At 38.8% G+C, this 19058-nt stretch carries 15 protein-coding genes, 1 riboswitch and 1 other annotated feature; of the genes, 14 read left to right on the top strand and 1 reads right to left on the bottom strand.

Translation table 11 applies throughout. The features are described from left to right. Nucleotides 1-6: 6 nt before the first annotated feature. Nucleotides 7-2424, top strand: coding sequence for a phenylalanine--tRNA ligase subunit beta (gene pheT, locus AC1Q6O_RS12070; RefSeq protein WP_090002298.1), 2418 nt, complete (start codon nucleotides 7-9; stop codon nucleotides 2422-2424). Nucleotides 2425-2627: 203 nt separating this feature from the next. Here pheT and rnhC read toward each other — a convergent pair whose 3' ends face one another. Next, the gene (rnhC, locus tag AC1Q6O_RS12065; protein ID WP_090002297.1) at nucleotides 2628-3554 is read right to left on the bottom strand and encodes a ribonuclease HIII; all 927 of its coding nucleotides are present in this window, start codon (nucleotides 3552-3554) and stop codon (nucleotides 2628-2630) included. Between the two features lie 135 nt (nucleotides 3555-3689). Between rnhC and zapA the strand changes: the two genes are divergently transcribed. The 13 genes from zapA (at nucleotide 3690) to uvrC (ending at nucleotide 18769) form a co-directional block, all read left to right on the top strand. Continuing rightward, the gene (gene zapA, locus AC1Q6O_RS12060; RefSeq protein WP_008179187.1) at nucleotides 3690-3950 is read left to right on the top strand and encodes a cell division protein ZapA; all 261 of its coding nucleotides are present in this window, start codon (nucleotides 3690-3692) and stop codon (nucleotides 3948-3950) included. 5 nt (nucleotides 3951-3955) lie between these two features. Next, a complete protein-coding gene (locus AC1Q6O_RS12055; RefSeq protein WP_012295574.1) occupies nucleotides 3956-4495 on the top strand; it encodes a CvpA family protein in 540 nt (179 codons plus the stop codon). Between the two features lie 59 nt (nucleotides 4496-4554). Continuing rightward, a complete protein-coding gene (gene polX / locus AC1Q6O_RS12050; protein WP_090002295.1) occupies nucleotides 4555-6264 on the top strand; it encodes a DNA polymerase/3'-5' exonuclease PolX in 1710 nt (569 codons plus the stop codon). Between the two features lie 18 nt (nucleotides 6265-6282). Further along, entirely contained in the window at nucleotides 6283-8649 is a 2367-nt protein-coding gene (locus AC1Q6O_RS12045) for an endonuclease MutS2 (protein WP_008179182.1), read from the top strand. Nucleotides 8650-8671: 22 nt separating this feature from the next. Next, nucleotides 8672-9085: a DUF350 domain-containing protein gene (locus tag AC1Q6O_RS12040; RefSeq protein WP_008179180.1), complete on the top strand. Its 414-nt coding sequence runs from the start codon at nucleotides 8672-8674 to the stop codon at nucleotides 9083-9085. A gap of 426 nt (nucleotides 9086-9511) precedes the next feature. Beyond that, on the top strand, nucleotides 9512-11206 hold the full coding sequence (locus AC1Q6O_RS12035) for a long-chain-fatty-acid--CoA ligase (protein WP_008179179.1): 1695 nt from the start codon (nucleotides 9512-9514) through the stop codon (nucleotides 11204-11206). 148 nt (nucleotides 11207-11354) lie between these two features. Continuing rightward, nucleotides 11355-11936 carry a fatty acid metabolism transcriptional regulator FadR gene (gene fadR, locus AC1Q6O_RS12030; protein ID WP_025114529.1) on the top strand — a complete coding sequence of 194 codons (582 nt, stop codon included), beginning with the start codon at nucleotides 11355-11357 and terminating at the stop codon, nucleotides 11934-11936. Between the two features lie 14 nt (nucleotides 11937-11950). Further along, nucleotides 11951-12724 (top strand): enoyl-CoA hydratase, encoded by a 774-nt coding sequence (locus tag AC1Q6O_RS12025; protein WP_008179175.1) that lies wholly within the window; start codon nucleotides 11951-11953, stop codon nucleotides 12722-12724. A gap of 116 nt (nucleotides 12725-12840) precedes the next feature. Further along, a complete protein-coding gene (locus AC1Q6O_RS12020) occupies nucleotides 12841-13614 on the top strand; it encodes an electron transfer flavoprotein subunit beta/FixA family protein (RefSeq protein WP_008179174.1) in 774 nt (257 codons plus the stop codon). A gap of 37 nt (nucleotides 13615-13651) precedes the next feature. Further along, nucleotides 13652-14629 (top strand): electron transfer flavoprotein subunit alpha/FixB family protein, encoded by a 978-nt coding sequence (locus tag AC1Q6O_RS12015; protein WP_008179173.1) that lies wholly within the window; start codon nucleotides 13652-13654, stop codon nucleotides 14627-14629. 152 nt (nucleotides 14630-14781) lie between these two features. Continuing rightward, nucleotides 14782-15014, top strand: a binding site (T-box leader). 95 nt (nucleotides 15015-15109) lie between these two features. Beyond that, the gene (locus AC1Q6O_RS12010) at nucleotides 15110-16420 is read left to right on the top strand and encodes an amino acid permease (protein ID WP_043990579.1); all 1311 of its coding nucleotides are present in this window, start codon (nucleotides 15110-15112) and stop codon (nucleotides 16418-16420) included. A gap of 127 nt (nucleotides 16421-16547) precedes the next feature. Further along, nucleotides 16548-16859 carry a thioredoxin gene (gene trxA, locus AC1Q6O_RS12005; RefSeq protein ID WP_008179170.1) on the top strand — a complete coding sequence of 104 codons (312 nt, stop codon included), beginning with the start codon at nucleotides 16548-16550 and terminating at the stop codon, nucleotides 16857-16859. A gap of 119 nt (nucleotides 16860-16978) precedes the next feature. Further along, nucleotides 16979-18769 (top strand): excinuclease ABC subunit UvrC, encoded by a 1791-nt coding sequence (gene uvrC / locus AC1Q6O_RS12000; RefSeq protein WP_008179169.1) that lies wholly within the window; start codon nucleotides 16979-16981, stop codon nucleotides 18767-18769. A gap of 92 nt (nucleotides 18770-18861) precedes the next feature. Then, nucleotides 18862-19040, top strand: a riboswitch (Lysine riboswitch). The last annotated feature ends 18 nt before the right edge of the window (nucleotides 19041-19058 follow it).

The following is a 19058-nucleotide window of genomic DNA, read 5'->3' as shown; positions in this document are numbered from 1 at the left end:
TAAAACATGTTAGTTTCATTAGAATGGTTAAAAGATTATGTCAATACACAGGACTTAGCACCTGAGCTATTAGCAGAAAAAATTACACGTTCAGGAATTGAAGTAGACGCAGTCATTGATCGTGCAAATGCAATGGAAAAAGTTGTAGTCGGATATGTGGTATCAAAGGAAAAACATCCAGAAGCCGATAAATTAAATATTTGTCAAGTGGATGTTGGTGAAGAAGAGCCTCAACAAATTATTTGTGGTGCTCCCAATGTAGATGCTGGTCAAAAAGTAATTGTGGCTCGCCCAGGTGCCCATTTGCCAGGCGGTATTAAAATTAAAAAAGCTAAACTTCGTGGACATGAATCAAATGGCATGATTTGTTCATTACAAGAGCTAGGTATTGAAGGAAAGCTTGTACCTAAAGCTTACTCTGAGGGCATTTACGTACTTCCAGAAGATGCGCAAGTAGGAACGGACGCACTGGCTATTCTAGGCTTACGAGATACAGTGCTAGAGCTTGGTTTAACACCAAATCGATCAGATGCCCTTTCAATGCTAGGTGTAGCATATGAGGTGGGTGCTATCCTGTCAGAGGAAGTAAAGTATCCAGATATTTCTTATCAAGCTGCCAGCGAAAAAGCAGAGGATTTACTAAAGCTTCGTGTGGAAGATATGCAAGCAAACCCAATGTACGTCGCAAAAGTTGTGAAAAACGTCAAAATTGGGGAGTCACCAATGTGGCTTCAAAATCGTTTGATGGCAGCAGGTGTACGCCCGCATAATAACGTAGTGGACGTAACGAATTATGTGTTAATGGAATATGGTCAACCACTTCATGCCTTTGACTATGATAGTCTAGCAACAGGTGAAATCGTTGTTCGTAAAGCAACGGAGGGTGAGAAAATCACAACTTTGGATGACCAAGAACGTACCTTAAAAGCGTCAGATTTAGTTATTACGAATGGCAAAGAGCCAGTTGCTATTGCTGGTGTAATGGGTGGTGCTAATTCTGAGGTAACAGATTCTACAACGACTGTTGTCATTGAATCGGCTTATTTCGACGATTTAACAGTGCGTCAAACATCTCGTCATCTTGGCCTTCGATCTGATGCATCTGCCCGCTTTGAAAAAGGGGTAGACCCGAATCGTGTTTTACCTGCAGCTGAACGTGCTGCAACATTACTTGCTGCATTAGCTGGTGGTGAAGTATTGGAAGGTACATGTGTGGTAGACGATTTAGATAAAACACCAGCGCGTGTTGTCGTATCACCAGATTTTATTAACGAACGTTTAGGCATGAAAATCGCATTAGAGGATATGCTTTCTATTTTAGAGCGCTTAAAATTCGGAGTAGAAGCTGCAAATGGTTTATTAATTATTGATGCACCAACACGTCGTCAGGATATTAAAATCGAAGAGGATATCGTAGAGGAAATTGCTCGTCTTTATGGCTACGACGAGATTCCAACGACATTACCAGAGGGTGCTACACAAGTAGGTAGTTTAACAGCTTATCAAGCTAATCGTCGTGTTGTTCGTAATTATATGGAGAGTGCTGGCTTGTATCAAGCTGTGACGTATTCATTAACATCTGATGTGCTGTCACAACGATTTGCATTGAAAGCTGAACCAGTCACTCGTTTACTAATGCCTATGAGTGAAGAACGCTCTACATTACGACAAAGCCTAGTTCCACACTTAATTGAAGCAGCAGCCTATAATGTTGCCCGCCAAGCAGACAGTGTAGCTCTATATGAAATCGGCTCAGTATTCCTTGGTCAATCGGAGGAAGGGCAACCTTTCGAAGAAGAGCATCTTGCAGTAGTCCTTACAGGGAAATGGCTAGATCACGCATGGCAAGGCGAGAAAAAAGCCGTAGATTTCTTCGTCTTAAAAGGTGTAATAGAAGGTGTTATTGGCAAGCTTGGCCTAAGAAATCGCATTTCATTTGAAAAAGCACAAATTGATGGATTACACCCAGGTCGTACAGCTAGTATAGTATTGGATGGCGAGCAAGTGGGTATTATTGGTGGACTACACCCTGCAGAGGAAAAGGCATGGGGTGTAAAAGATACGTATGTTATGGAAATGAACCTTGTTGCTCTATTAAATGCAACTGATCAAGAAGCGCCACTTTCCTACAAACCAGTACCTCGTTTCCCTGCGATGTCTCGTGATATTGCGCTTATTATGGATCGTACAACAACTGCAGGCGAAGTCGTAAAAGCTATTAATGTAGCTGGTGTGAAATTATTGAAGGATATCCGCGTATTTGACGTATACGAGGGTGAGAAAATGGAGCAAGGGAAAAAATCCGTAGCATTCTCGCTCACATACTTCGACCCAGAACGCACGTTAACAGACGAAGAAGTAGTAGCTGCACACAATAAAGTACTAAAAGCAATTGCTACAATCGATGGTACAGAAGTACGCTAAAATTATAAAAAGACTGTCGTACTAGATAGTCTCAGACTTAGTCAAAAGTCATCGAGAAGTTTACTCTCGATGGCTTTTGTCATTTTTCTTACACGGTCATAAGGATAATGACTTTCTCATGGGAAATAACGCCTTTACTTTATTTTGGTAAAGAAAAAAGACTGTCATCTAGACAATCTTTTTCGTTTGGAGCTTCATGTTTTTTAAATCATCTTTCTCGCTTTTTCTGTATTAGCAAAATGCCATTTTGTAATGGAGCGTAGAAATTCTTCGCCCTGTTTACGCCAAATACGTGCAGCTTGCACATCTACCTTGTTGGAGGCCCCTTTCATTAACTCTAAACCCGCTATTTCACTGAGACGATCCATTTCCTTTAAAAACGCAGCACGAGCTAGAATGGATGCTGTAGCCACGGCTACATGTAATTGCTCGGCTTTAGTAGAAAAGTACACGCTTTCCTGTACAATTTCTCGTTCGTTTTTTAAGTAATTGTAATAAACGCCTCGTTCTGCAAACTGATCAATTAAAATACATTCAGGTTTTTCAGGAGCCATTTTTGTCAGTGTGTTTTGCAGTGCCTTGTTATGCATCATGGCTTTCATTTTCCCTTGGGAGTAGCCCTTTGCCTGTAAGCTGTTATATTTTTCATTGCGTAAGACGAGAACACTATGAACGCAAGCTGCGCGTAAATCAGGAGCAATTTTCCGCATGTAATCATCCGATAACAATTTTGAATCTTTGACACCAAGCTCATTGATCAGTTCAATTTTGGAGGCAGGTACATATACGGCAGCTACTGTAATAGGGCCAAAATAATCACCAGTGCCTGTTTCATCTGAGCCTAATACGGACATCGTTGCAAATTGGTCGGGTAGTGTATCACCCTTTGCTCCAATACTAGATGCTTTCGAGTTCGATGTTTTTTCAATGGTCCCCCAGCGGGCAGCTTCACGTTCAGCTCCACCACCCTGAAACATTAATTTTCCTGATTTATACATGGTTATGGAGGTATCTGGTAGTTTTGCGGCGAAGATTACACCAGCAGCCTTGCGTTCAATATAATTGGATGCATAGTATGCCATCACCTCTTTTTGAATATTTGTTGAAATGGAAAGTACAATATTTGACATTTAATCGATCCTTTCTGTCCTCATTGTTCACAATTTTATACCTTTCATGGTATGATAATAAATAGCTTTTTTGTGTGATGGTGCTAGCAAGCCAAAAAAATCTTGCATGTATCGAATTTATAGGAGGGTGCGACTATGGAAAAACAAGAAAAGAATAAAATTTCTGTGGAAATATATGGTCATACATATAAAATGGTCGGCTTGGAATCCATTGGCCATATGCGACTTGTTGCTTCGATTGTTGATGACCGTATGCGCGAGATGAACGTACATAATCCCTCACTTGATAGCACAAAACTTGCTGTTCTGACAGCAGTAAATACAGTACATGATCATTTACTATTAAAAGAGCGGCTGGAGCAGCTGGAAGAAGAATTGAAAAAATTAAAGGGTTGAAGAGAATGTTAGATTTAATCATATTAGTGGTACTGTTAGCTGGAATTGGTGTCGGTGCAAAACGTGGTTTCATTGTACAAATGATGCACATTGTCAGCTTTATAGTAGCCCTAATTGTTGCGTATATTTATTATAAGCCATTAGCACAAAAATTTGTATTTTGGGTTCCGTATCCAGGAGTTACTGATACAGGTAGTCTTGGTGTCGTGATAGACAGTCTAGATTTAGACCGCACATTCTATCGTGTAATTGCTTTTGCGGTAATTTTCTTTGCCGTAAAAATAACATTGCAAATTGTGGCATCGATTTTTGATTTTATTGCTTATTTACCTGTACTGAACACAGTAAATCGTTGGCTTGGAGCGCTATTCGGCATGATTGAAAACTATTTAATTATGTTTATTTTGCTATATGTATGCGCACTGCTACCGATTGATAGCATACAAAATTTAATGTCGAAGTCATTGTTAAGTGGTCTTATTTTAGAGCATACACCGGTCATTACAAAGATGTTCCAAAACTGGTGGTATATTTATATGCAATAGTCAACTATGCACTTCTCTCTGTTTGGAGAGAAGTGTTTTTACGATAGGAGGAATTATTGGTGAATAAAAAAACCATTATTCGCACGCTCGAAAAAATTGCTCTGTATATGGAATTACAAGGTGAAAATCCATTCAAGGTATCCGCCTTTCGAAAAGCAGCTGCGGCACTTGAAGGAGACGAGCGTTCATTAAGTGAAATGGATGATGTGACAAAACTAAAAGGAATTGGCAAGGGGACGGCTGCTGTTATTGAGGATTTGATGGTAACAGGTGAGTCAAGTTTGCTTAAGGAACTAGAAGAGATTGTCCCTAAAGGGTTATTGCCATTGTTAAAGTTGCCAGGCTTAGGTGGAAAAAAGATAGCCAAGCTTCACCAAGAGCTAGGCATCGACTCAGCAGAAAGCTTAAAGGCGGCTTGTGAAGCGGGCAAAGTACGTGAATTAGCTGGCTTTGCTGCCAAAACAGAGGAGAAAATTTTAAAGGAACTTGCCAATTTAGCTAATCGCTCTGAGCGTCTACCCATTTGGCAGCTAGAGCCTGTGGTTTTACAAATAGAGGCCCTTCTAGATAGTATGGAGGAAGTGGAACGTTTTTCTGTAGCTGGAAGTTTCCGTCGTGCAGTGGAAACTAGTAAAGATATTGATTTTATTGTTGTAACAGAAGCGGTTGAGGCAGTCCGTGAACAATTATTAAATACATTAGCCATCCAAGAAGTCGTTGCAGCAGGAGATACAAAAATTTCGGTGATCTTGGACTTAGATGAGCCAGTAAGCGTTGATTTTCGCTTAGTGAAGGATACGGAATATGCGACTGCCTTGCATCATTTTACAGGTTCTAAGGACCATAATGTACGCATGCGCCAGCTTGCAAAAGCGCGAGGTGAAAAAATTAGTGAATATGGAGTGGAGCAGGAAGATGGAACTGTTCTAACATTTCAAGATGAAGCGGCATTTTTTGCTCATTTTGATTTACCTTGGATTCCACCAAGCTTGCGTACAGGGACAGTAGAATTTGACAAAACAGAGGATATCCAAAAATTGGTCCGACTAGAAGATATTAAGGCCGATTTGCATATGCATACGACATGGTCAGATGGTGCATACTCTGTTGCAGAAATGGGCCAGGCATTACTAGCGCGTGGCTATCAATATAGCGTTATTACGGATCACTCCCAATTTCTAAAAGTCGCAAATGGTTTAACACCAGAGCGTATAGAAAAACAGCGAGTGGAAATTGAGGCATTTAATGAAGCTCACCCAGAATTTCATTTATTTTCAGGGACAGAAATGGATATATTACCGGATGGTAGCTTAGATTTTGATGATCAAGTTTTGCGTGAATTAGATTTTGTAATTGCTTCTATACATTCAAGTTTTACACAAACACAGGAAAAAATTATGGCACGTCTACTGACAGCTATGCAAAATCCTTATGTCCATATGATTGCCCATCCTACAGGGCGAATTATTGAAGATCGTGATGGCTATAATCCTGATATGCAACAGTTAATTGCCTGGGCGAAGGAATATGGTAAAATTTTAGAGTTAAATGCTAATCCATATCGTCTTGATTTATGTGTTGAACATTTAGAGATGGCTTTAGCAGCAGGTGTGCCAATAGCGATTAATACGGATGCGCATGATACCGCACATCTACGTTTTATGGATATTGGAGTTCGCTATGCCAATAGAGCATGGATACCAAAAGATTTGATTGTGAATACATGGACGCGTGAACAATTTGAGGCGTTCATACGACGAAATAAATAGGTTGAGGAGGTGTTCTCAGTGATTGCAGAACGCGCATTGAAAACACTAGAATACGATAAAGTACGGCAACAAGTGGCTACCTATTGTACTTCTTCAATTGGGAAATCAGCCATCGAGGAGCTTGTACCACAGACTGACTTTGATAAAGTAGTACAACTATTAGAAGAAATGGACGAAGGTTTATCCATTTTACGTGTAAAAGGTAATGTACCGATGGGTGGAATATTTGATGTTCGACCATCTGCAAGACGTGCCCAAATAGGAGGCATGTTAGCGGCGATAGAGCTAATGGAAATTTCTAGTACAATTCGAGCTAGTAGAATTCTTCGCAATTTTATTGAGGATTTGGAAGCCGATGAAGTGATTGAAATTCCCCATTTTATCGCCAAAAAGGAAACAATGCCTGTATTAACGGGATTACAGCATGAAATTAATAACTGTATTGATGATAACGGAGCTGTTTTAGATTCGGCTAGTACAACTTTACGAACTATTCGCCAATCCTTACGCTCGGAGGAAGCAAAGGTACGCTCTAAATTGGAGAGCTTAATCCGTGGCAGTAATGCATCGAAAATGCTATCTGATACACTTGTTACAATTCGGAATGATCGCTTTGTTATTCCCGTTAAGCAAGAATATCGTCATCATTATGGTGGAATCGTTCATGACCAATCTTCTTCTGGACAAACCTTATTCATTGAGCCAGATTCTATTGTCCAAGCGAATAATGAAATTCATCGTTTGAAAATGAAAGAACAGGCTGAGGTTGAACGAATTTTACTAGCATTAAGCGCAATGGTGCAAGATGTAGCACCAGATTTATTTAACTTAGTAAAGGTATTAGGGGATATCGATGTCATTTTAGCTAAAGGCAAGTATGGCCAAGCCAATAAGTGTACAATGCCTAAAATGAATCAGGATGGCTATATCCGCCTTGTTCGTGCACGCCACCCACTATTACCAATAGATACAGCTGTGCCAAACGATATTGAGTTTGGGAAAGACATTACGGCAATAGTAATTACGGGTCCAAATACAGGTGGTAAAACGGTAACATTAAAAACAGTGGGCTTGTGTACATTAATGGCTCAAGCTGGGTTACCAGTACCAGCATTGGATGGATCTCAGCTTGCTGTGTTTAAACAATTGTTTGCTGATATTGGTGATGAGCAATCTATAGAGCAATCGCTTTCAACATTCTCATCTCATATGGTCAATATTGTCGACATCTTACAAAAATTTGATGATGAGTCACTTGTTCTTTTTGATGAGTTAGGAGCAGGTACAGACCCACAAGAAGGGGCAGCTTTAGCCATTTCTATTTTAGACGAGGTACATGGTCGTGGTGCACGTGTGATGGCAACGACTCACTACCCTGAGCTCAAAGCATACGGTTATAATCGACCTGGTGTTGCCAATGCTAGTGTAGAATTTGATATAGAAACATTGAGTCCTACCTATCGTCTACTAATTGGTGTTCCTGGACGTTCGAATGCATTTGAAATCTCTAGTCGCTTAGGGCTCCCTGAAACCATTATTGAGCGTGCTAAAGGCTTCACAGGAACAGATCGACATGAGGTTGAATCGATGATTGCTTCATTAGAGGAAACACGTCGTCAATCTGAAGATGATGCAGAGCGTTCCCATGCATTATTGTTAGAGTCAGAGAGCTTACGTAAAGAGCTGCAAGATAAATTACAAGCCTATGATGAGCGTAAAGAGGCACTTGATAAGAAAGCTAAAGAAAAAGCTCGTAAAATTGTAGAAGAAGCGAAACATGAAGCGGAAGGCATTATTGCTGAGCTGAGAGAAATGCGAAAAAATGCCGACCAAGTTGTTAAAGAGCATGAGCTAATTGAAGCGCGTAAGCGTTTGGAAGAAGCAACACCGCTTGACAATAATAAAGTACTAAAAAAAGCTGCACAAGTAAAAGCCCGTGCGCAAAACTTAGTTGTCGGGGACGAGGTAAAGGTGTTAAGCTATGGTCAAAGAGGTACTTTGTTAGAAAAAGTATCGAATACTGAATGGGTTGTCCAAATGGGAATTTTAAAAATGAAAATCTCTGATAGTGATTTGGAGTATATTAAACCTGAAAAAGAGCCTATTGTACGAACAGCTGGTGTAAAAAATCGAAATGGCCATGTGAAATTAGAATTGGATTTGCGTGGAGAGCGCTATGAAGATGCAATTTTAAGAACAGAAAAGTATATTGATGATGCATTACTTGCGAATTATGGTCGGGTATCTATTATCCATGGTGTTGGTACTGGGGCTTTACGCCAAGGTATTCAAAGCTATTTGAAAAACAATAAGCGTGTGAAATCCTTCCGTTTTGGTGAAGCCGGCGAAGGGGGCTTAGGCGTCACAGTTGTTGAATTGAAATAAGCTATAAAGGGGACGGAGAAAAATGCTGAATTCTGGCTTTTGGCGATATCCAATTATCGAAACGGCAGGATACTTTAGTGTTGTTGTGTTATGTTTAGTCGTGTCGATGGCATTGTTCGAAGTCGTGACGAAGTATAAAAATTGGGAAGAAATTAAAAAAGGTAATGTTGCTGTGGCACTTGCAACAGGCGGAAAAATACTAGGAATTTGTAATATTTTTCGTTTTTCTATTGCTCGTCATAGTACATTAAGTGAAATGATTGGCTGGGGTCTTTTTGGTTTTACGTTGTTAATTGTTGCCTATTTCTTATTTGAATTTATGACACCTCGTTTTAATGTTGATCAAGAGATTGCCAATGATAATCGCTCAGTTGGTTTCATTTCCTTTACCATTTCAGTTGGTCTATCGTTTGTAATTGGGGCAAGTATTGCATAGGAGTGTCATGACATGGAAAAATTAGCAAAGGTACTAATCATTGTCTGTATCGCATTTTTGGCAGTGGGCGTCTATTATATGATGACTATTTAAGCACATTAACGCATCCTTTTTAAAGGATGCGTTTTTTATTGAGCTTATAGCAGGTGGCTTCAACTAAACCTATTAAAGCCCTGATAGGAAAAATTGTTTTTCAAATATAGCAATATATAGGTTATTTCTAATCTGAAAAACGAGAGAATGAATGAGTATTCATCGTATCTACCCATACAAATCCTATTTAGAATTAGTCATAATAATGTTGTTAAATGCATAATAATTAATCGAAAATGCGTTTATTTTCTATTTTCTGTTTGAAAGTGCATTTCTTTTTCATTATAATAAAATTAAGAATTGACAAAGTTTGGGACAAAGGGGAGAGGACGTATGACAGCAAAACCATGGCTAGCAAATTATCCTGAAGAAGTACCATCGTCTTTAACGTTTGAGGAAATTCCAGTGCAAGAGTTTTTGACACGCGCCTATAAGAAGAATCCATCAAAAGTAGCGATTCATTTTATGGGGAAGGATTTGACGTACACCGAACTATATGAGTCTGCTTTAAGATTCGCAAACTATTTACAATCATTAGGTGTGGAAAAGGGAGACCGAGTGGCAATTATGTTACCTAACTCGCCTCAAAGTGTAATCGCTTACTACGGTGCCATGTATGCAGGTGCTGTTGTCGTACAAACAAATCCACTTTATACTGAACGTGAGCTTCAATATCAAATGGCAGATTCGGGTGCAAAAGTTATTCTTGTGATGGATATTTTGTACCCAAGAGTGATGAAAATTATAAAAGAAACCGCCCTAGAAAATGTCATTGTGACAGCCATCAAAGATTATTTACCATTCCCAAAAAATTTAGTCTATCCATTTATTCAAAAAAAGCAATATGGCTTTAGTGTCAAGGTTGAACATAGTGGACAAAATCATTTGTTTTCAGAAATAATGCGTTCTGCACCAATCAAGGTAATGGATCATATTCCTTTTGATTTTGAAGAAGACCTAGCATTACTACAATACACAGGTGGAACAACCGGATTCCCTAAAGGAGTCATGCTAACCCATAAAAATTTAATCGCCAATACGACAATGTGTGATGCATGGATGTATAAATGTGTGCACGGTGATGAGGTCATTATGGGTATCCTACCATTCTTCCACGTCTATGGTATGACAACTGTTATGCTTTTATCAGTCTTCACTCAAAATAAAATGGTGCTGTTACCGAAATTTGATGCTGAAACTGCATTAAAGACAATTGATAAGCAAAAGCCAACACTTTTCCCTGGTGCGCCAACCCTATACATCGGTTTATTAAATCATCCAGACATTGCTAATTACGATTTATCATCTATTAAGGCCTGCCTAAGTGGCTCTGCTTCATTGCCAATTGAAGTGCAAGAGAAGTTTGAAGAGGTAACAGGTGGAAAATTAGTAGAGGGTTATGGATTAACTGAAACATCACCAGTGACACATGCTACTCCAATTTGGGGCAAGCGGGTGATTGGCTCAATAGGATTACCTTGGCCAAATACAGAAGCGATTATTTTGCGGACAGGGGATACGGAAGAATTGCCAGTTGGTGAAGTTGGTGAAATTGCAGTTAAAGGACCACAAGTGATGAAGGGCTATTGGAATCGCCCAGAGGATACGGCCGCTACATTTACAGATGACTGGTTTTTAACAGGAGATCTTGGCTATATGGATGAGCAAGGCTATTTCTATGTAGTGGATCGTAAAAAAGATATGATTATTGCAGGGGGCTTTAATATATACCCTCGTGAGGTTGAAGAAGTGTTATACGAGCGTGAGGAAATTCAAGAATGCGTTGTAGCAGGTATACCTGATCCTTATCGAGGAGAAACGGTAAAAGCTTATATCGTTTTAAAAGAAGGATATTCGATTACAGAAGACGAATTAAATAAATATTGCCGTCAGCATCTAGCGTCATTTAAAGTTCCACGGTATTATGAATTTAAAGATGAGCTGCCAAAAACAGCCGTTGGGAAAATTTTGCGCCGTACATTAGTGGATGAAGAAAAAACAAAAATGGCGAATAAAGAAGCGAAATAAATACGTGGTAAAGTATTGACAAGCAATGATGTAAAATATAATATGAAAATATGAATGAATGACCATTCATATTTTCATATTTTTTTAGGTTCTCACGTCATACTTGATTATGTTGACGTGCGCATGTTTTTTAGGTGGTGATATAAAAGTGAAACGAGATAAGCCAAAATATAAACAAATTATTGATGCAGCTGTCATCGTTATTGCGGAAAATGGGTATCACCAAGCGCAAGTATCGAAAATCGCCAAACAGGCTGGGGTGGCCGATGGAACAATCTATTTATATTTTAAAAATAAAGAAGATATATTAATTTCTGTCTTTAATGAAAAAATGGCTGTTTTTGTAGAGTCATTACAAGATATAATAGAAAATGGGAATACGTCTAAAGACAAACTTTCCCGAATGATTGAAAATCATTTTAATGTTCTAGCGACAGATCGATACCTAGCAACCGTCACACAATTAGAGCTTCGCCAATCAAATAAAGACTTACGACTAAAAATTAATTCAGTATTACGTGAGTATTTACATTTACTTGATCAAATTTTAATCGAAGGTATGCTTTCAGGTGAGTTCAATCAAACGATGGATGTACGCTTGGCACGTCAAATGGTTTTTGGAACAATCGATGAAACTATTACGTCGTGGGTTATGAATGACTATCGATATGATTTGATGGAGCAGGTTCCGAAGGTTCAGGCATTAATCCTGAACGCCATTAAAGGTTAAAAGGATGTGGAGAAATGGAATTTCTAAGTTGGAAAGTGGAAGATGGGGTAGCAAATATTACAATTGCACGTCCACCAGCAAATGCATTATCTCGCGGTATTATTGCAGAAGTAAATTCTGTGCTAGATGCTGTAGAACATGATGATGCTGTAAGAGTCCTTGTACTTCATGGTGAAGGCCGTTTCTTCTCTGCAGGTGCAGATATTAAAGAATTTACTGGGGTAGAATCTGGAGAAGAGTTTACGAAGCTAGCTAGCAATGGACAGCAAGTATTTGAGCGTGTGGAATCATTCCCTAAGCCGATTATCGCAGCTATTCATGGTGCAGCATTAGGCGGTGGGCTTGAGCTAGCAATGAGCTGTCATATGCGCTTTGTGACGGAATCAGCGAAACTAGGTTTACCTGAGTTACAATTAGGCCTTATTCCTGGCTTCGGCGGTACGCAACGACTACCACGTTATGTTGGTGTAGCAAAGGCTGCTGAAATGATGTTTACGAGCGAACCGATTTCCGGTACAGAAGCTGTGCAATGGGGCTTAGCAAACCGTGCATTCTCAGAAGAGACACTGTTAGAGGAAACATTAAATATTGCAAAGAATATTGCCAAGAAGAGCCCAATTGCTTTGAAGGCAGCTATTCAAACCTTGCAATATGCAAAGCATGCTTCATTTTATGAAGGGATTGAAGCGGAAGCGAAATCCTTTGGCACAGTATTCATCACAGAAGATGCAAAAGAAGGAATTCAAGCATTCATTGAAAAGCGAGAGCCTATGTTTACTGGCAAATAAATTTCCCATATGTCGATAGTAACGAGCAAGGATGTTATCGATGTTATTGAAACTAAATATATATAATATTTATAAGTTTACTTAGAATTATAAAACGTTCCAGGAGGTATGGATATATGAATATTTTTGCATTAATTAAACGTACGTTTGATACAGAAGAAAAAATCGTTGTGTCGGGTGGTAAAATCCAAGAGGACGGCGCAGAATTCATTATTAACCCTTACGATGAATATGCCATCGAAGAAGCAATCCAAGTGCGTGACGCTGCTGGCGGTAAAGTGACGGTAGTAACAATTGGCGGCGAGGATGCTGAGAAGCAATTACGAACAGCGCTAGCAATGGGCGCTGATGAAGCAGTGCTTATCAATACGGAAGATGATTTAGATGAATTAGATCAAAATGCTGCTGCTTTTCTATTAGCAGAATACTTAAAAGATAAAGATGCTGATTTAATTTTAACAGGAAATGTTGCGATTGATGGTGGTTCTGGTCAAGTGGGTCCACGTGTTGCAGATTTATTAGATATTAATTATGTAACAACGATTACAAAGCTTGAGATTGATGGAACTTCTGCAAAAATTGTTCGTGATATAGAAGGAGATTCAGAAGTAATTGAAACTTCCTTACCGCTGTTAGTAACAGCTCAACAAGGTTTAAATGAGCCACGTTATCCATCTCTACCAGGTATTATGAAAGCGAAGAAGAAACCGCTTGCAGAGCTTGAATTAGATGATTTAGATATCGATGAAGATGACGTAGAAGTGAAGATTGAAACGGTTGATATCTTCTTACCAGCTCAAAAAGCAGCAGGCCGTGTTCTTGAAGGCGACCTTTCTGTACAAGTAAAAGAATTGGTAAATCTACTTCACACAGAAGCAAAAGTAGTTTAAAAAATCGAATCTTAAAGGGTAACGGAGGGAATATGCTATGTCAAAAAAAGTATTAGTATTAAGTGAAGTTCGTGAAGGAAGCTTACGTAATGTTTCTTTCGAAGCAATTGCAGCTGCAAAACAAATCGCTGATGGTGGCGAGGTTGTAGGGGTACTTTTAGGGGATGCTGTAGCAAATTTAACAGGTCCATTATTTGAATACGGTGCTGATCGAGTTGTAACGGTGGAACACCCACATTTAAAACAATATACATCTGATGGCTATAGTCAAGCACTACTAGCTGTTATTGAGCAAGAAAAGCCAGCTGGCATTGTCTTTGGCCATACGGCAAATGGGAAAGATTTATCGCCAAAAATTGCAAGTAAATTACAAGCAGGTTTAGTATCTGATGTTACTACAATTGAAGGCGCAGGCGATGATGTTGTATTCATCCGACCAATCTACTCGGGTAAAGCTTTTGAAAAGGTGAAAGTAAAAGACGGAATTGTATTAGCATCTATTCGTCCAAATAACATTGCACCTTTAGAAAAAGTTGATGGTAAAACAGGAGATGTTTCGGCAGTTACTGTAGAAATTACAAACCTTCGCACAATTATTAAAGAGGTTGTTCGTAAATCTTCAGAAGGTGTTGACTTATCAGAGGCAAAAGTAGTAGTTGCTGGTGGCCGTGGTGTAAAATCTGAAGAAGGATTTGAGCCACTAAAAGAGCTTGCAGATTTACTAGGTGGTGCAGTAGGAGCATCACGTGGTGCATGTGATGCTGAGTATTGTGACTATTCACTGCAAATTGGTCAAACTGGTAAGGTTGTAACGCCTGATCTTTATATTGCTGCTGGTATTTCAGGGGCTATTCAGCATTTAGCAGGAATGTCAAACTCTAAAGTCATTGTTGCTATCAATAAAGATCCTGAAGCAAATATTTTCAAAGTAGCCGATTATGGAATCGTTGGAGATTTATTTGAAGTAGTTCCGCTTCTAATTGAGGAATTTAAGGCTTTAAAAGTGAATGCATAAAGGTTATTGCAGGAAGGGATGAGCCTTCCTGCTTTTTTCATTTTCTAAGCAAGTAACTGCTATTTGAAAATTATCGCAAAATAAAATATTGACATAACTAACAGTTGCGATTATAGTGTTGAATAATCATTAAATTTACAATCATAATGTTTTTAAACGCAAAGATTAGGAGTAGTAAAAGCTCATTATTCGGTAAAGAGAGCTGCGGGTTGGTGCAACGCAGACCAATAAGACTTTGAACTTGCCTAGGAGTGGTAAGATAAATGGAATTGTCTGATTATTCTATTTGTTTGACGATTAACCTTCGTTACAAGGTTTTAAGTTGGGTTCATATTGAGCCAATTAGAGTGGTACCGCGGTTTGCTTATGGCATATCGTCTCTTCTTTCATTTGATGATGAAGGAACAGACGGTATGCCTTTTTTGATTTTTAGGAGGTAGGAAAGTGGAAAAGAACAATCAGCAACAATTAAAACGAACAATGACCTCGCGTCACATTACGATGATGGCATTAGGTGGTGCTATTGGCGCAGGATTATTTAAAGGAAGTAGTGCAGCCATCGATATGGCAGGTCCATCAGTGCTCATAGCCTATTTATTAGGGGGCATTATTTTACTATTTGTTATGCAAGGTCTTGCAGAAATGGCAGTCCGCAATAAAGAGGCAAGAACGTTTAGAGATTTAGTTGAATCCGTTTTAGGTAAATATCCAGCTTATTTTTTAGACTGGATTTATTGGAAGATGTGGGTATTAAATATTGCTGCCGAATCTGTAGTGGCCGCTATTTTTATTCAATATTGGCTGCCTGAATATCCAATTTGGATATTGGCGTTATCTGTCTCGGTGCTAGTGACAGCTATTAATCTGTTATCTGTGAAGATTTTTGCTGAAACGGAATATTGGCTAGCATTGATTAAAATTACAGTTATTATTGTATTTATTATTGCAGGACTCATTTTATTGCTTGTCTCATTTGGTCATCATAGTGCTGTAGGTTTCTCTAACTTAACTTCTCACGGTGGTTTTTTCCCAAATGGATCAATGGGATTGATTGCAGCTATGCTTGTGGTGATCTATTCCTATGGTGGAACGGAAATCATAGGGATTACATTAGCTGAAACAAAAAATCCTGAAAAGGTAGTCCCAAAAGCTGTGCGCAGTACATTAATCCGAATTGTTACTTTCTATTTACTGCCATTCTTTATTATTGTTAGTTTGATTCCTTGGAATGAAGTGAATGGAGTACCAGAAAGTCCATTTGTCATGGTATTTAAAATGATCGGAATTCCTGGCGCGGATCATATTATGAATGCTGTCGTTTTACTTGCCATTATTTCTTCGATGAATTCGGGCCTTTATGGTTCATCCCGTGTACTTTATACGCAAGCGGTAGACGGTCGTGTCCCTAAAATATTTGCTCAATTATCCAAAAGAAATGTTCCCGTATATGCGATTTTGATGTGTACTTTAGCATTGTATGTAGGTGTCATCTTTTCGTTATATGCTGGAAGCAAGACGTTTGATTTTCTAATGGGGTCACTTGGATATACTGTATTATTTATTTGGTTAATTATTGCAATAGCCCATTTAAAATCAAGAAAAAAACAGTCATCCAACTCAAGTGTGTATGAAGTGAAATGGTACCCTTATACTACTTGGATAGCGATTATTGCGTTGAGTACGATCTTAATTGGTATTATTTTTACCACTTCAATAATCGTGACAGGTATTACTTTAGCAATCTACATTTTCATTACGTTAACTTATTTATGGAAAGGCCGTCATCAATAGAATTAATCGATAGCATTTAATTTTTCAACACGGATTTTCATAAAAAATACATTACAGGCAGATTGTTCGCTCAAGTGAATTTATCCATGCTATACTACAATCATAGTAAGTTTAAGGAGGATTTCAAATGGCAATTGTACATGCAACAGATGCTACGTTCCAAAGCGATATTAAAGAAGGGTTAGTATTAGTGGACTTTTGGGCTGCTTGGTGCGGACCTTGTAAAATGATTGGGCCAGTTCTTGAAGAAATGGACGCTGCAGGTAGTGCGGCTAAAATTGTAAAAGTTGACGTAGATAATAACCAAGGTACTGCTGCTGAGTATCAAATCATGTCAATCCCATCATTATTATTATTTAAAGATGGAGAATTAGTTGACAAAACTGTAGGCTTCCAACCGAAAGAAGCTTTAGAAGCATTTATCGCAAAACATGCGTAATGAATGAAGTTCACAAAAGCCGGACCATCAATTGATGTGTTCGGCTTTTTTTCGTTATATAATAAGGAAAGATAAAAATGATTCATTGAGGGGAATCTTACGTAGGGGGCAGGTAGGTAATGAACGATTTAATCAAGCGTAAACTGGATATTCTACCAGACCAGCCTGGCTGCTATTTGATGAAAGATCGACAGGGGACAATTATATATGTCGGTAAAGCGAAGGTACTGAAAAATCGTGTTCGTTCTTATTTTACAGGAACACATGAAGGTAAAACGCAAAGACTTGTAAGCGAAATAGAAGATTTTGAGTATATCGTGACATCATCGAATATTGAAGCACTCATTTTAGAGCTGAATCTCATCAAACTGCATGATCCAAAATACAATGTCATGTTAACAGATGATAAGACGTATCCATATTTAAAAATTACGAATGAAAAACATCCTCGTCTAATTACGACACGTAAAGTAAAAAAGGATAAGGCTAAATATTTTGGACCGTATCCCAATGCCTATGCGGCAAGTGAAACAAAGAAGCTGTTGGACCGTTTATATCCACTACGAAAATGTGTGCAGCTACCTTCAAAAGTTTGTTTGTATTATCATATGGGTCAATGTATAGCACCTTGTGTGAAACAAATTGATGGTCATGTTTACCAGGAAATGATTGAGGATATGACGAAGTTTCTTAACGGCGGTGTGGAGGCAGTCAAAAAGGAGCTTGAAATAAAAATGCTTGCGGCTGCCGAAAACTTAGAGTTTGAACGAGCTAAGGAGTTTCGTGATCAAATCGCCCATATTGATACAGTTATGCAGAAGCAAAAAATAGTATCAAGTGACACTACTAACCGTGATATCTTTGGCTATGCTGTGGAAAAAGGATGGATGTGTGTTCAGGTTTTCTTCGTTCGGCAAGGTAAACTGATCGAGCGAGATGTTTCTATTTTCCCGATCTATCAAGACGCAGAGGAAGAGTTCCTAACATTTGTGGGACGGTTTTATGAAAAACCAGAACATATTAAGCCAAAAGAAGTTTTTATTCCACAAGCAATTGATGGTGCCATTTTAACGGAATTGTTAGGTATCAAAGTTCTTACGCCAAAACGAGGTCAAAAAAAGGAGTTGGTAGATTTAGCGACGAAAAATGCTGAAATTGCAGTGTCCGCTAAATTCCAACTTATTGAACGACAGGAAGAACGTACTATTGGTGCATGCGAGGCACTTGGTGATGCAATGGGCATAACGACACCATTACGAATTGAAGCTTTTGATAATAGTCATATGCATGGAACAGACGCCGTATCTGCAATGGTTGTTTTTATTGATGGCAAACCCGCCAAAAAGGAATATCGCAAATATAAAACCCGTACAGCAGCCAAGCATGATGATTATGGTGCTATGCAAGAGGTAATCCGTCGACGCTATATTCGTGTTTTGAAGGAAGGTCTTCCATTACCAGATTTAGTGCTAATTGATGGTGGTAAAGGTCAAATGGAAGTTGCGCGTGAAGTATTAGAGGATGAATTAGGACTAGTTATACCTATTGCTGGTTTAGCAAAGGATGACAAGCATAATACATCCCAGCTATTGTTTGGTGATCCGCCAGAGGTCATTGCCTTAAAACGTACAAGTGACGGTTTTTATTTATTACAACGAATACAAGATGAAGTCCATCGTTTTGCGATTACCTTCTTGCGTCAACAGCATGAAAAGCATGCTATACAGTCTGTTCTGGATCAAATCGAAGGTGTCGGTCCAAAACGAAAACAGCAGTTACTGAAACACTTTGGTTCCGTGAAGAAAATACGGGAGGCTAGTGAGCTAGCTTTACAGGAAGCTGGGATGCCAGCTAATTTAGCAAATCATATTTATGCCTATTTTCAGCAGGAGACATTGTCAAAGGAATAGACATATGCTAAGGTTGTAAATAACATTATGATCCAATGTTATTAGCCCACTTGCTATATGAGGGCGGAAAAATTTAATATAATCACTTTTAAGGTGATGATAGAGGTGCAAGATTCAAAAGTAGCGCAAAAGAGGATGAACAAATCCTAAGACATTGCGTGAAAGGGGACCTTGCCGAAGTACAGCATTGTTGTTTCCGCTGTTGTACTGGTTTTGCATTTAAAAAATGTAAGACTGTCGATTCTAAACGTTTCGGAGAGCTATCACACATGCGCAAGTTTCGTTATTG

The organism is Lysinibacillus sp. GW823-FHT06C08 (genome assembly GCF_058795135.1).
This window is presented reverse-complemented; position numbering and strand designations above follow the sequence as displayed.